This is a genomic window from Vicinamibacterales bacterium (assembly GCA_036496585.1).
Lineage (GTDB): Bacteria > Acidobacteriota > Vicinamibacteria > Vicinamibacterales > 2-12-FULL-66-21 > JAICSD01.
Window position 1 is genome coordinate 49,687 of record DASXLB010000039.1, and the last position, 13,678, is coordinate 63,364.

Sequence of the window (13,678 nt, forward strand, 5' to 3'; positions counted from 1 at the left end):
CGCGGGCCGGGGAGCCTGCGTTACGGTGTTTTCGCCGTCAGGCGGAACAGGCCGCCGGTGGGCGTGTCTTCGATGATCCACAACGCGCCGTCCGGCCCGGTTTCCACGTCCCGAACCCGATGCCCGATGTTCCAGCGTTCGGCCGTCGCGGCGCCGCCCTTCCCGTCGAAGGTGATCCGGCTGAGCGACTGCGTCGACAGCCCGCTGATCAGGGCGGAGCCGCGCCACTTCGGGAACATGTCTCCCGAGTAGAAGAGGAGGTTGCCGGGCGCAATCACGGGCACCCAGTAGATCACCGGCTTGACGAGGTCCGGGCGCGTGTCGGGCGTCGGAATCGGCACGCCGTTGTAGTTGACGCCGTAGGACACCAGCGGCCAGCCGTAGTTCTTGCCCGGCTCGATCAGGTTCAACTCGTCCCCGCCGCGCGGACCATGCTCCAGCTCCCACAGCCGGCCGTCGGGCGCGAAGGCCAGTCCGTAGGGCGTGCGGAAACCGGTCGCCCACGTCTCCGACGGCGCCGTGTTGGGTCCGGGCAGCGTGTACGTGCTCACGACCGGCGCTGTCTTGGCCGCCTCCGTATCCGACGGCGGATCGATCAACGTCACCGACGCCGCGCCGGTCTTGCCCGCCATGGGATTGCCCGGCGCGGGCTTCCCGTCGAGCGTGAGGCGCAGGATCTTGCCAAGCGCTTGATCGGGATCCTGGGCCGGCGTCATCCGCTGGCGATCGCCCACCGTCAGGAACAGATACTGTCCGTCGGGCGAGAACGCGATCTGCGCGCCGAACTGGCCGCCCCTGCCCTTGGGCATCTCGCGCCAGATCACTTCCAGCCCCTCGAGGCTGGCTTTCCCGTTCGTCAGCGCGAGTCGCGCGCGCGCCAGCGCCAGGCTGCTCGAGTCCCCGCTTCCGGGCTCCGAATACGTGAGGTAGACGCTGTGATCGGTGGCGTAGCGCGGCGACAGGAAGATGCCCAACATGCCGCCCTGTCCGCCGTACAAGACGGGGGGCACGTTGTCGACGGGCGTCTTCTCGCCCTGCTGGGTCACCAGCCAGACCGGACCGACTTTCTCGGTAATCAGCATGCGGCCGTCGGGCAGGAACGCAATCCGCCACGGCAGCTTGAAGGTGGCGACCTGCGTCATCGTGAACGGCAGGGTCTCCTCGGCTTTCAGTTCGCCGGCGTTGACCTGGGCCCGCGCCGCGGACGGCACCAGCACCAGCACCAACAACAGGATCGCTTTCACAAGTGTCTTCATCTGGTATCTGTGCTCCGATCGGCACCATCATAGCGAACAATCCGCAGGCAGCCGTGCACTTCACGCTCGGGCTTGCCGCACATGGATCTAAGATGCGCAGCACAGGATGCACATGCACACGAAGACCAGCCTCATGTTTCGTTCACTGACGGCAGCCGTGTTGACGACGATGACGGTGGCGCTCGCGCTGGCGCAGAGCCGCGCAGTTCCCCCCAGGCCCGCGGGGCCGTGCGATATCTACGCCGCCGCAGGGGCGCCGTGCGCCGCCGCCCACAGCACGACGCGCGCGCTGTACGCCGCGTACGACGGTCCGCTCTATCGGGTGCTGCGCCAGTCCGACGGCACCGCGCTCGACATCGGCGTCGTCCAGCCTGGCGCTGACGGCGGCGGATACGCGAATGCCGCGGCACAGGACGCCTTCTGTGCCAATACCTACTGCTGGATCACCACGATCTACGACCAGTCGCCGAAGCACAACCATCTGGTGCAGGCGCCGCGCGGTGGCTTCAGCGGTCCGGCGCTGGGCGGGTTCAACAACCTGCCCGTCGCCGACATGGCGCCGGTCAGCATCATGGGCCACAAGGCCTACGGCGCGTTCATCGCGCCCGGCATGGGCCTCCGCCAGAACGACGTCAAGGGGACCGCGGTCGACGATCAGGCGGAGGGCCAGTACTGGGTGATCAACGGCCGCCACTACAACTCCGGCTGCTGCTTCGACTACGGCAACGCCGAGATCGACAGCCGCGACGACGACAACGGCACGATGGAGACGACCTATTACGGGAACGCCACCGCCTGGTTTCACGGCGGCGCGCCCGGCCCCTGGGTCATGACCGATCAGGAGAACAACCTCGTCGGATGCGTCAACCCGGGAAGCCCCTCCAAGCTCTGCGAGAGCCTGCCGAACATCTCGTCGCGCTTCGTCACCGCGATGGCGAAAGGGGAGCCGCACCACTGGACGTCGATGGGCGGGGATGCGCAGGAGGGGGATCTGCGGGTGATGTTCGACGGTGCGCGCGTCGATCACACGTATGACCCGATGCGCAAGCAGGGCGCGATCCTGCTTGGCAACGGCGGCGACAACAGCGTCGGATCGCAGGGGACATTCTACGAGGGGGCGATGACCGCTGCCGGCACCTTCCCTTCGAATGCGACCGATCAGCTCGTGCAGGCGAACGTCGTTGCCGCCAGGTACGACGTGGCGTCGCTGAGCGTGGCCCCGGCGTCGGCCGTCGCCGCGCCGCCCGGGCTGCAGACGTTCTCGCCGGGCTCGTCGCAGGACACCACCGTGACCTTCACCAATACGATGGGCGCTCCCGCGGCCGGCGTCGAGCTGACCATCGCGGTGCCGCCGCAATGGACGTCTCTCTCGTCGCCGGGCAACCTGCCGACGGCGACGATCGCCGGCCCCATCGCTCCAGGCGCGAGCGTCAGCGCGACATTCCGGATCACGGCCGGGCCATCCCCCTTCAACGGCGACCTGGTCGCGCGGGGGCAGTGGACGAACCGAACCACCGGCGCGAAGCACGCCGACACGGCGGTCGAGAAGATCCGCAACGCACCCTCGATCAAGATCAACGAGTTTCGCGTCAGTGACGGTTCGACGGCCAACGCCACGAACGCGTTCATCGAGCTGTACAACGCCGGCCCGCGCGACGCCGACCTCTCCGGCTGGACGCTGACCGAGCACCAGACGCAGCAGCCCATCTTCTCGACCGTCACCGTGCCGGCGGGGACACGCCTCGCCGCGCGCGGCTTCTACCTGCTCGGCCTGGCCGGCTCGGGCCTGACAGCGCCCAGCCGCAAGGGAGATACGGCGATCAGCGTGAGAAGCACGGCCGGCATGAACGCGGGAGACACGATCGCCGTCGATAGCGGCAGCGGAGCAGAAACCCGGAAGATCGTGGCCGTCGGCACGGCGGCCGGCGCCATGACGACGATCTGGCAGCCGCTGCCGGATGGACCGGTCATCACCATTCCCCCTGGTTCGACGAACGTGCCGGTCACGAGCGTGGCCGGTTTCGAGGTCGGACAGAAGATCGCCCTCGGCTACGGCGCGACCTATCCGGCGGTGGCCCGCGACATCGAGCGATACGAAGTCGCCACGGTCACCGCGGTGGGCAAGCCGGGTACGCAGGCCTACCTGGGTGTGGACGCGCCCGCCGGAGCCACCAACATCTCGGTGACCTCGCTCACAGGCATTACGGTCGGCGACAAGATCCGTCTCGACGTCGACAGCGTCGGCCACGGGATCGACAGGGTGACCGTGACGCGCGTTGGCACTCAGGCGAACCGGACAGCCCTGGCGGCCGACGCCAGCGCCGGCGCGACCTCGGTCAACGTCCGCAACGCGGCGAATTTCGTGGTCGGCGACAAGCTCACCGTCGGCACACCGGCAAACCACGAGACGGTGACGATTGCGGCGATCGGGACCGCGACTGCGGCCGGGGCGAGCGTGGCGGTCACACCGGCGCTCGCGCGGGCGCATCTTGCCCGCGAGTTCGTCGTCGCGCACGGAACCGGCTTGGATCTGGCCGCGCCGCTCACCTTCGCGCACGCGGCCAATCTTCCGTTCAGCGCTCGCGGCACGGGCATCACGTTCACGCCGGCCACGGCCTTTCCGCACTCGAGCAACGAGCCGGCGCAGCCGCTCGGCGGCGGCGTCACGCTCGATCGGGCGCTGACCCTGGATCACGCCATCGATGCCGTCGTGGGTGATGCGGCCGTGACCACCGCTGGCTATCAGGGCACGCCCGCGCCCAATCAGTGGTTCGGGGGGCCGGCGCTCTCGCCCGCCGCGGGCAGCATCGTGCTCCGCGACGCCGGCGGACTCGTCGTCGACAGCTTGAACTACGGGCTGCTCGTCGAGCCGTGGGCGTCTGAGGGCTATCACGGCACCTCGGGGACCGGCGAGGGCGGATGCCGCGTCCCTACGCCAGGGGCAGGCCGCGGGGGAGGCGGCGGACGGTTTGGCGCACCGGCCGCGCCGCCTGTTGCCGAACCGCACCGCAGCGCCGGGCGCTATCCGGACGGCGGCGATACCGATAGCAACTGCACCGATTTCCTGGTGCAGCCGGCCACGACTCTGCCGGTCGGGTCGGTGAGCGGCGCCACCAACGTCAAGGTCGCGGCCGTCGCTGGTTTCGAGCCAGGCCAGACGATCGCGATCGACAGCGGCTCGAACCGCGAGGCGGCGGTCATCGCGTCCGTGGGCACCGCTGGCGCGACTTCAATCGACGCCGCGACCGAGGCGGGCGCCACAGTGATCGGGGTTGCCAGCGCGCAGGGCTTTGCCCCCGGTCAGACGATCACGATCGACAACGGCGCGGCACAGGAAACGGCGGTGGTCGCCGCGGCGGCGGGAGGGCGCGGCGGCGCCAGGATCACGCTCGCGACGCCGCTCAAATCGGCGCATCCGGCCGGCGCGCACATCTCGGGCACTGGCATCACACTGACCGCGCCGCTCGCGCGCGCACACGACAGCGGGGCCCAGATCGCGAGCGGCGCTCCCACCCCCGGCGCGCCGAACAAATATGTGAGGCCGAGCGCGAAACGATAGCGCCGTCCCCACCGGCCGATTCGAACGCGGCGGCGATCCCGCTTATTCGAGGTCGTAAGCCGAACTCGACCGGCTTGGAGCAGGTGCCGGCGGGTTCTTGGGAGGCTCGATCGGCTTGACGGGAATGCGCTGGCCGCCGACGTTCACGGTATAGCGATCCTGGAAATGCTTCTTGGCTTCAGCCGGCGATACTTTGTGTTCTCGCCGGTACTTTTCGACTTCCAGGAACAGCGCGGCCTTGCCGTACTGCTTCATGTTGCTGGCGCGCTGCTGAAGAATCTGCGCCCAACCGCCGTTGTCTGCCATGAACGAGGCACCGTCGATATCGAGGTTGCCGGCGTAATCGTAGACGTCGATCTGATTGATCGGGATGCCGTGCATCGTCAAGGTGCGCAGCAGGGCAGCCGTGTTGACATCGGCCGGCTGGTAGTGACCGCTGTCGGACCGGATCGCCCTGATCCTTCCGGCCTGGATGAGCATGCTGCCGGCGAACATCGCGGCGACTCCCGACAGGTAGCTTGAATGGTAGATGCCCTTGGTCTGCAGCATGACCAGTTCACCGTCGCCGTCCCAGACCGGGTCGGCGGCGACATAGTGCTCCGCCATGTAGATGTCACGGCTCATGCTCATGGTGAAAAAGCCGAAGGTCCTGAACAGCTGCGCGTTCGGGCCCCGTTCGACGTGCGCGCGTGACGACGCGTGGGAAGAGTCGGCGAGCTCCAGGGCGTTTCGCGGGCTGTTGCGATTCCACCACGGAAACTGATAGACCAGGCCCTGCCTGAACACGAGCTTGTAGCGCGCCGCCTCGAGCGGGGACATGTAGTTCGCGGCGCCATCGGCGTGGTCGATGACGCGGCCGTGTCCGGTCAGTTCGCGCCCGAACAAGAGCTCGAGCTCGCGGGGGAGCGTGTTGATCGTGCACTTCAATCTGTCGCAGAGATAGTTCGCCGCGACGAATTTGTAGAGCGCCTCGATCGCCGGCGCACGCCCCTTGTCCATGCTCGCAGTCTTCGGGTATTCCTTCAGCCAGTAGTCGAGGGCGAAGAACAGCTGGCAGGCGGTGGCCAGCTTGACGAATCCGTCGTTGCTCCCCTGGAACTCTTCGATCAGCTTGTCGATGTTCGTGAGGACGACGTCGTGGCTGCGAACCGCGAGGGTGACGCTGCTGTCGCGGCGCCACTGATCCAGGGTGGGCATCCCTTGGTACGAGGGCATGGCTTCTTCCTCCGCGAGCGGATGGGCTCGCGCGTGCACGTTAACACAAGACGTTCGGCTAGCGCGGGGGCGCAGCCGCGAATCGCCTGAAGAAGCTGTCGGCGTTCCAGTGGGGACGCGACGGATCGTCGCTGACGCGCTGCAGCAACCCCATGATCACGCGATCGAACGTCGCCGCGGCGTCGGCATCGACCGGCTGCTGCAGGTCGTCGTTCGGCTTGTGGTACACGTCGCGCACCCAGGCGCGGCGGGTCTGCTCCTCGGGTGATCCGAACTCGTAGCCGAACTTGAACGCGAGCGCCGGAATGCCGCGCTTGATGAAGCTGTACTGGTCGCTCCGGATGAACCGGTTCTGCTCCGGCTCGCGATCGGTCTGGACGTCGACCCCCTGATCCCTGGCCGCGGCGCGGACCGTCTCGCCGAGCGTCGACTCGGCCAGCCCCTGCACCTCGATCACCTTCAATGGATAGAGCGGCAGGAACATGTCGAGGTTGATGTCCGCGACGATCGCGAGGAACGGCACGGTCGGGTGCGCGGCGAAGTATTTCGACCCCAGCTCCCCCTTCTCTTCCGCCGTCTGCGTCATGAACAGCACCGACCGCTTCGGCTTCGCTCCCGACTGCCGCAGCAGCCGCGCGATCTCGATCACCGACGCCACGCCGGACGCGTCGTCCATTGCGCCGTTATAGATGCTGTCGCCGTTGACCGGCCGGCCGACGCCGAGGTGGTCGAGGTGCGCCGACATCACGACGTACTCTTCCTTCAGCTTCGGATCTGATCCTTCGAAGATGCCGATGACGTTCGCCGATTCGATCGGCGTACGCTGGAGCGTGGCGTGCGCGCGCAGCAGGCCCGGGAGCGGGAACCGCGGCAGCGCCTTGCGATCGGCGATCAGCTGGTCGATCTCGTCGAGCGTGTGCCCGGTTCCGGCAAACAGCTTGGCGGCGCCGGTGCGCGTCAGCGTCATCGACACGACTTGACCGGCCTGGTCCTGCAGGTCGTTCTCGGCGAGTACGATCACCGGGGGGGCCTGCCCGCCGCGACCCGCGCCGCCCGCTCCGCCGGGCCTGACCGCCGGCAGCGTCGCGATCCCGATGGCGCCGGCCCGGCGCAGGACGGCCCAGCGTTCGCCGGTCGAGGTGACGTGCGACTTGACGTTGTCGGACATGTCCGCCGGCGGCGCGACGTTCGCGTAGACCGCGATCTTGCCGTGCAGATCGAGGCCGTCGAGATCGTCCCACCTGGCGTCCGGAATCGACAGTCCGTAGCCGACGAAGACCAGCGGCGCGTCGACGGTCCCGTTGAGTTCGCCGCGGGCGGTGAGGCTCGCGTCCTCGCGCAGCGTCAGCGGTTCCTCGCGACCGTCGCGGACCAGAGCCAGCGTTGTTTGATCGGGCGCCAGGGTCCGCGACTCCAGGCGCACCGGCTGACGGTACCCGCCGATACCGCCGGGCTTCAACCCGATGTCACGGAACTGCGACTCGACGTAGGCGGCGGCCTTCTCGAATCCCGGCGACCCGGCTTCGCGCCCTTCGAGCGCGTCCGACGCCAGAAACTCGACGTGACTCCACCAGCGCTTGCCGTCGGTCGACGGAAACTGGAGCAGAAGAGCGAGCAGGGCGATAAGAAAGCTGCGGAGCGGCATGCCTTCGAATTCTAGTGGATCGGCGCTGTTCGCTGGTGGATCCTTGATCGACGCATCCGAATCTCGAGCCGAGGGAGCCCATCACCAATGAAGCCCAAGAATTCAATTTGCCTCTGGTTCAACAAGGACGCACACGAGGCGGCGCGGTTCTATACCTCCACGTTTCCCGATAGCGAAGTGACCGCGGTCCATCAGGCGCCGGCCGACTATCCAAGCGGCAAGAAAGGGGACGTTCTGACCGTGGAGTTCACCGTGCTCGGGATTCCCTGCCTCGGCCTCAACGGCGGCGCGGCGTTCAAGCCCACGGAGGCTTTCTCGTTTCAGATTGCGACAGACACACAGGAAGAGACGGACCGCTACTGGAACGCGATCGTCGGCAATGGCGGCGCTGAAAGCGCCTGCGGCTGGTGCAAGGATCGCTGGGGACTGTCGTGGCAGATCACGCCGCGCGTGCTCACCGACGCGCTTGCGGCCGGCGGCGAACAGGCTCGGCGTGCCTTCGAGGCGATGATGACCATGAAGAAGATCGACGTCGCGGAAATCGAGGCGGCGCGCCGGGCGTAAGTCCGAGCCGCCTGAAGTTCGGACGAGCGCCAATTCGCGCACGAACGTCATCGCGCGATGTTCGGGCTAGAATCCGCTACGCATGAGCTACACGATTGACGAACGCAACCCCGAACGGCAGCAGATCCTTGCCCGTATGCTCGAGCCGCACACCCGCGAAGTGCTCGCCCGATTGCCACCGATTCCTGGGCTGAGGTGCCTTGACCTGGGGTGCGGCCAGGGCAACACCACCAGGCTTCTGTCGGCGGCCCTCGGGGCGGCCGAGTGCATCGGCGTCGAATACGACCCCGCGATGGTCGATTTTGCGTCGACGCAGCCGAATCCCGCGGGCGTGAGCTTTCAGCACGGCGACGTCACGCGCCTGGCGTTCGCGGATGCGTCGTTCGACGTCGTGTTCTGCCGGTATCTGCTGATCCACCTGACCGATCCGATGGCCGGTGTGCGCGAGATGATGCGGGTGGTTCGACCGGGCGGCTATGCGGTGGCCTTCGAGGGCGATTTCGTGGCCGAGGCGAGCGATCCGGAGTCGAGCGCCCTGCCGCTGATCAACCGACTGTGGAACGGCCTGTTTCAGAGTCCCAGGTGCGGCCGCCGGCTCGTCCGCTATTTCCGCGATGCAGGCGCCTCGCGCATCCAAGCCGGCGCGGTGGTGGTTTTCGAACATGACTCCGCGCTGGTGAAGCGTACCTATCGCCTCACTGCCGAGGCGGCCGGTCCGCTCGCACGCGACAGGGGGATCCTGTCCGACAGCGAGCTCGTCGAGATGATCGATGGGCTGACCCGCCTCGAAGAGGATCCGGCCAGCGTGCTCATGAAGTTTCCGGATATGTGGGTGATCGCGCAGCAATAGGGCGACGCCTCGCACGGCGGTCAGAGCGGCTTGACGTCGATGCGCCTGAACCAGATCTCGGCGAATTCGATCTCGATGCCGATCCGCCCGCGGACGATCGGGACGAACTGCCCGGCGTTCTGCGCGTCCGTCTGTTCGAGATTCTGGAGCAGATTGACGATGCGGCCGTTGACGAGATGGGTGGCCCTGGCGCCCTGTGTGATCACCTCGACCGTGTTCCAGTCGTCGAGCTTCTCGAAGTCGCCGTCCTTGAGAAGTCGGGTGGTTGTCGGCGGTGTCGGGCCCGTCGCGCCCGTGATGAGCTTCGGGAATCCGCCGCCGCCGAAACCCGGCAGCGTCCCCTGGACACCGCGCGTACCGCTGACGAAGAAGACGTCGCCGGTGTCCGTTTCCTGGATCTGGCACTCGATGCACCGCGGCCACACCCGGTCCTCACCGACGATGTAGTAGAGGAGTCCGTTGTCGCGCTTGTTCTCGAGCCGCGGCGCGAATCGCTTGACGCCCCACTTGTACTCGACCCGGATGCGGACGTTCTCGTACTCGGCCAGCGTCGACAGATATCCGCTCTCGACGTTCTCGTTCGGCACATCCCGGCCCATGATGCGCAGCATCCCGTTCTCGACCGCGACGTAGCCCATTTTCTCGGCGGCGCCGCGCCCGGATCGCTGCAGGAAGCTGTACCAGCCGTCGAGATTGCGGCCATTGAAGAGCGGGGTCCAGCCGTCCGCTCCCGGCGGAGGCGCGCTCTGCGCCGTCAACGATGCCTCGCGCGTGACCAGCAGCGGCGCGACGGGCAACGTCGACCGCAGGAACTGTCGGCGGTTCATGTCGAAGTCTCCTCGCGGGCGCCGGAACACATGCCGCCGCGCGCGGAATTATATGATTGACGCGCCCGATTCGCCGGGTCGGCTCAGTGCCAACCGAGGGCGCGGCGCCCTGCCCGGGGGGCCTGCCGGCGACTGTGCTATACTAACGGCTTCGACACCCCGTCTCTACGCTGAACCAGACACTTCGCGTTGCCCCGCACGTCCGCGGGCTTCTCCGAATCTTCCAGGATCACGCAGATGAGTTTGCCGCCGCGCGGATGTTCCGCGTGCCCGGCTCAGGGGCGTTTTCATGGTTGACCTGGGAGGTCTACATGGCAGCTACGCAAGGCACGATCAAGCGTCTCGTTTCGGACAAGGGCTTCGGATTCATCATGGCGGATTCGGGCCAGGAGTACTTCTTTCACCAGTCGGCGTGCGCGTCGTTCGCGTCGCTGCACGAAGGCCAGGCGGTGACGTTCCAGACGGGGCAGGGCCCGAAGGGTCCGCGCGCCGAGAACGTGCGAGAGGTCTAGTCCCATGCCGGCAGGAGTTTCTGTCTCCGCAGGCGTTCCTGCCGGATTCGATGCCTTGGGCCTTGGCGAACGCCTGGTCAAGGCCGTCACCGCGCTCGGCTACGAAGAGCCGACGCCGATTCAACGGGAAGCAATTCCGCACCTGCTCGCAGGGCGGGATCTCATCGGGCAGGCAGGCACCGGCACCGGCAAGACCGCGGCCTTTGCCCTGCCGCTCATCGAGAGGCTTCTCGGCGTAGCGTCATCGGCCGGTCGCCCGCCGCGAGGATTGATCCTCGTGCCGACCCGCGAGCTGGCGATGCAGGTCGCCGAAGCGATTCACACGTACGCGACCGGCACGCCGCTGAGCGTCGTCCCGCTCTACGGTGGGGCGCCCATGCTGCAGCAGATCCGCTTGCTCGCGCGCGGCGCCGACATCGTGGTAGCCACCCCTGGACGCGCGCTCGACCACCTCCGCCGCGGCACCCTGACCCTCGACGCCCTGGCTGCTGTCGTCCTCGACGAAGCGGATGAGATGCTCGACATGGGCTTCGCCGACGATCTCGAGGCGATTCTCGCGGCGACCCCGAAGGCGCGTCAGACGGCGTTGTTCGCCGCGACGATGGCGCCGCGCATCGCGTCGATCGCCGAGCGTCACTTGCGGTCGCCCGCGCGCGTCACCATCAAGGGCGAGACGCGCACCGCCGGCGCGCCGCCGCGCGTGCGACAGGTCGCCTTCATCGTGCCGCGGGCCCAGAAAGGGCAGGCTCTCGGCCGCATCCTCGAGTTCGAGGATCCGGCGTCGGCCATCGTGTTCTGTCGGACCCGGTTCGAAGTCGACGAGCTCACCCACACGCTCAAGGCGCATGGCTACGGTGCGCAGGCGCTCCACGGCGGGATGGAACAGCGGCAGCGCGACCGCGTGATGCAGATGTTCCGGCAGAAACAAACCGACATCCTCGTCGCGACCGACGTCGCGGCCCGCGGGCTGGACATCGATCACGTCTCGCACGTCATCAACTACGACATCCCGACGGCCGCCGAAGTCTACGTGCACCGCATCGGCCGCACGGGCCGGATCGGCCGGGACGGCGTCGCGATCACCCTCGTCGATCCGCGCGAGCGCCGCACATTGCGGCAGATCGAGGCGCTGACGAAACAGCGGATCGAGATGGCGCCGTTGCCGACCGCCGACGCCCTGCGCGCGAAGCGGCTCGAGATCACGCGGACCGCTCTGAAGCAGCGTCTGGTCGCTGCCGGTGATCTCGCGCACACGCGCGCACTGGTTGCCTCACTCGCCGAGGACTTCGATCTGCTCGATATCGCGGCGGCCGCCGTCGCGATGCTGCACGGCGAGCGCGAAGAGGCTGTCGCGCCGCAGACGACGAAGGCGAACGGACCCGGCCGCGCTGTCGATGATCACGACGAGGCCGAAGGCGACGCGCCTGGTCCGATGGTGCTGGTGCGCGTCGGCGCCGGCCACCGGGACGGCGTGCGGCCCGGCGATCTCGTCGGGGCGATCACGGGTGAAGCCCGGATCACCTCGCGGCAGATTGGCAAGATCCAGATGAACGCCGGTTATTCGCTGGTCGAAGTCCCACAAAACCTGGCCGGCCGCGTCGTCACGGCGCTGCGACGCACGACGATCCGCGGGCAGAGCGTCGAGGTCAGGGCGCAGTAAGCCCCGTCGGCGGCGTGGCGACGATCTGAGAGCGCTCGTCTACACTCTGAGACGATGCGCTTGTCCGCGCGCGGCTTTCTTCTCGCTTGCCTGGCGATCGCGGCGATCGCCGGCTGGCTCCTCTCGCATCGAACGTCGCGGTCGCCCCGTGTCGTCACCACCCCCGCTCCGACTGGCCCGATCGCGCCCGGTGTCGCCGAGAGCGCGAGTCCGGTGACGCCGGCCGAGTACGCGAAGCTCTGTGCCTCGGATGACGTGACCGGCTGCGAACGGGCGTGCGCTGCGGGCGACGCCGCGAGCTGTCGAAGCCTCGGCTGGCACTACGATCACGCCACCGGCAGACTGCCCCAGGACGAGGTCAAGGCCGCGTCGTATTTCAACCGCGCCTGCGACGGCGGTGACGTGCAGGGCTGCGCCAATCTCGGAGTGATGTACGGGGAGGGCCGCGGCGTGCCGAAAGACGACGGGCGCGCGACGTCACTCTACGACCGCGCCTGCAACGCCGGCAACGCACAGTCGTGCACCAACCTGGGTGTGGCCTACGACTTCGGCCGCGGCGTCCCGAAAGACGAAGCACGCGCGGTGGCGCTGTACCGGACTGGCTGCGACGGCGGCCACGCGGGCGGTTGCGCGAATCTTGGCGCCATGTTCGAGTCTGGCGTTGGCGGGTTGACCAGGAATCCGTCGCGCGCCGCCCCGCTCTATCAGCGCGCCTGCGAGGGCGGCAGCGCCGCCGGATGCACGAACCTGGGCCGTCTCTACGAACTCGGAGCTGGCGACCTGCCGAGAGATCCCGCGCGCGCCGCAGAGCTGTATCGCCGGGGCTGCCTCGGCGGCGATGTCGACGCCTGTGCGCGCTCGGATTCCTCGCACGCCGATCGAGGAGCGAAGCACTGATGAGCGAACCGGACATTCGACGGCGCGCTGCCGGATTATCACAAGGCGTGGTCCGCCTCGCCGCGCAGCGCCGACTCACAATGGCGATGGATCTGGCCGGCGTGCCCGCGATCTGCCTACCGAGCGGTGTTTCTTCGGACGGTCTGCCCGACAGCATCCAGTTCACCGGCCGACGGCTCGGCGAGTCGATGCTCTGCCGCATCGCCCATTCCTATGGGCAGGCGACGACGTGGCAAAGCGCCACTCGGATCTGGCAACCGGCTGACGGCTCGGAACGAAGTCCCCTCGCCGGTCGTCTCACTCTTCCAGCAGCTTGGTGTTGACAGTCGACATCAAGAACCCTTAGTGTCGACAGTCGACATCATGGCCCGAGTTCCAGCGCTGTTGCCCGGCACGCTCGACCTGCTCATCCTGCGCGCGCTGCAGAAGGACGCGCTGCATGGATGGGCGATCTCGGAGCGTCTGCAGGAAATTTCCGAAGACGTGCTGCAGATCAACCAGGGCTCGCTCTACCCGGCCCTTCACCGGCTCGAGCATCAGGGCTGGCTCGAAGCCGAGTGGCAGGTGTCCGAACTCGGCCGCAGGGCCAAGTATTACCGGCTCACCACGTCGGGCCGCCGTCAGCTCACCATCGAAGCGCGCGAATGGGAGCGGATCTCGCACGCGATTGAGCGCGTGATGAAGCTTGCGTAA

Annotated in this window: 12 protein-coding genes; 8 read left to right on the plus strand and 4 right to left on the minus strand. The window is 67.6% G+C overall.

Annotation, left to right across the window (positions count from 1 at the left end):
* Positions 1-20: 20 nt before the first annotated feature.
* Entirely contained in the window at positions 21-1,256 is a 1,236-nt protein-coding gene (locus VGI12_12525) for a PQQ-dependent sugar dehydrogenase (protein HEY2433492.1), read from the minus strand.
* A 133-nt stretch (positions 1,257-1,389) separates the two neighbouring features.
* Between VGI12_12525 and VGI12_12530 the strand changes: the two genes are divergently transcribed.
* Complete coding sequence (locus VGI12_12530) at positions 1,390-4,815, plus strand: arabinofuranosidase catalytic domain-containing protein (protein HEY2433493.1); 3,426 nt, start codon at positions 1,390-1,392, stop codon at positions 4,813-4,815.
* 42 nt (positions 4,816-4,857) lie between these two features.
* On the opposite strand, the gene VGI12_12535 is transcribed toward VGI12_12530, so the two are convergent.
* Together VGI12_12535 and VGI12_12540 are read right to left on the minus strand one after the other, a co-directional pair.
* Positions 4,858-6,030 carry a hypothetical protein gene (locus tag VGI12_12535; protein ID HEY2433494.1) on the minus strand — a complete coding sequence of 391 codons (1,173 nt, stop codon included), beginning with the start codon at positions 6,028-6,030 and terminating at the stop codon, positions 4,858-4,860.
* A gap of 58 nt (positions 6,031-6,088) precedes the next feature.
* Positions 6,089-7,675 (minus strand): M20/M25/M40 family metallo-hydrolase, encoded by a 1,587-nt coding sequence (locus VGI12_12540; GenBank protein HEY2433495.1) that lies wholly within the window; start codon positions 7,673-7,675, stop codon positions 6,089-6,091.
* A gap of 87 nt (positions 7,676-7,762) precedes the next feature.
* Between VGI12_12540 and VGI12_12545 the strand changes: the two genes are divergently transcribed.
* The gene (locus tag VGI12_12545; GenBank protein ID HEY2433496.1) at positions 7,763-8,239 is read left to right on the plus strand and encodes a VOC family protein; all 477 of its coding nucleotides are present in this window, start codon (positions 7,763-7,765) and stop codon (positions 8,237-8,239) included.
* Between the two features lie 82 nt (positions 8,240-8,321).
* Complete coding sequence (locus tag VGI12_12550; GenBank protein HEY2433497.1) at positions 8,322-9,089, plus strand: methyltransferase domain-containing protein; 768 nt, start codon at positions 8,322-8,324, stop codon at positions 9,087-9,089.
* Positions 9,090-9,109: 20 nt separating this feature from the next.
* Here VGI12_12550 and VGI12_12555 read toward each other — a convergent pair whose 3' ends face one another.
* Entirely contained in the window at positions 9,110-9,916 is an 807-nt protein-coding gene (locus VGI12_12555) for a DUF1080 domain-containing protein (protein ID HEY2433498.1), read from the minus strand.
* 311 nt (positions 9,917-10,227) lie between these two features.
* Here VGI12_12555 and VGI12_12560 point away from each other — a divergent pair, with 311 nt between their 5' ends.
* Genes VGI12_12560 through VGI12_12580 form a run of 5 tightly spaced genes read left to right on the plus strand, consistent with a single transcriptional unit; the run spans position 10,228 to position 13,678 of the window.
* A complete protein-coding gene (locus VGI12_12560; GenBank protein ID HEY2433499.1) occupies positions 10,228-10,428 on the plus strand; it encodes a cold shock domain-containing protein in 201 nt (66 codons plus the stop codon).
* Between the two features lie 4 nt (positions 10,429-10,432).
* The gene (locus VGI12_12565) at positions 10,433-12,088 is read left to right on the plus strand and encodes a DEAD/DEAH box helicase (GenBank protein HEY2433500.1); all 1,656 of its coding nucleotides are present in this window, start codon (positions 10,433-10,435) and stop codon (positions 12,086-12,088) included.
* A gap of 54 nt (positions 12,089-12,142) precedes the next feature.
* Entirely contained in the window at positions 12,143-12,985 is an 843-nt protein-coding gene (locus VGI12_12570; protein HEY2433501.1) for a tetratricopeptide repeat protein, read from the plus strand.
* Positions 12,985-13,308, plus strand: coding sequence for a hypothetical protein (locus VGI12_12575; GenBank protein ID HEY2433502.1), 324 nt, complete (start codon positions 12,985-12,987; stop codon positions 13,306-13,308). Before VGI12_12570 ends, VGI12_12575 begins: the two co-directional genes overlap by 1 nt.
* A 40-nt stretch (positions 13,309-13,348) precedes the next feature.
* Positions 13,349-13,678 (plus strand): PadR family transcriptional regulator, encoded by a 330-nt coding sequence (locus VGI12_12580; protein HEY2433503.1) that lies wholly within the window; start codon positions 13,349-13,351, stop codon positions 13,676-13,678.